Source organism: Oleiphilus sp. HI0067 (genome assembly GCF_001635735.1).
The window spans coordinates 1-814 of the sequence record NZ_LWFI01001693.1; the positions used below are offsets into that span (position 1 = coordinate 1).

Below are 814 nucleotides of genomic sequence, written 5' to 3' on the forward strand. Positions count from 1 at the left end.
TATCGACAGAGAATTCTTGGTTTTCAGCATCTGAACGGCCTTTATATTCGAGTGTGCCGTTCTTCAGACCTCGATCACTGATCACTACGCGATGCGGAATACCTATCAATTCCATGTCAGCGAACTTGAAGCCTGGGCGCTCGTTTCTATCGTCCATTAGCACATCGATACCTTTGGCTTTAAGCGCTTCATACAGCTCTTCAGTTTTTTCTGCGACAGCTTCGGATTTATGCATATTTAAAGGCACGAGGGCGAGATCAAAAGGCGCCATAGCTTGTGGCCAGATAATGCCATTGTCGTCGTTGTTTTGCTCGATTGCAGAGGCGACGATGCGTGAAACGCCAATGCCGTAGCACCCCATTTCCATAATTTTGGCTTTACCATTTTCATCGAGCACAGAAGCATTCATGGCTGAGCTGTATTTATCTCCAAGCTTGAAGATGTGTCCCACTTCGATGCCACGCTTAATAACGAGTGACCCTTTACCGTCAGGGCTTGCATCGCCTTCAACAACATTGCGAAGGTCTGCGATTGTGTTGAGTGCGACATCTCTTTCCCAATTAACGCCAGTTAAATGGAAACCTGTTTTGTTTGCGCCGCAGCAGAAATCTGAAAGATGCGCAGCACTGCGATCCACGACTGTTAATATGTCTAAACCGATAGGGCCTAGTGAACCAACTTTTGCATTTAGTTCTTTCTCGATACGTTCTTCCGGTGCAAATTGTAACGGAGATGCGACCCCTTCAATTTTTTCGGCTTTGATATCGTTCAGTTCGTGATCGCCACGTAGAACAAGCGCTACCAAAGGCGCTTC

At 46.7% G+C, this 814-nt stretch carries 1 protein-coding gene; it reads right to left on the reverse strand.

The genetic code is table 11. From position 1 onward, the window contains the following. Positions 1 to 814, reverse strand: an 814-nt coding sequence (gene proS / locus A3739_RS27015; RefSeq protein WP_068503453.1) for a proline--tRNA ligase, incomplete at both ends; no start/stop codon positions are given.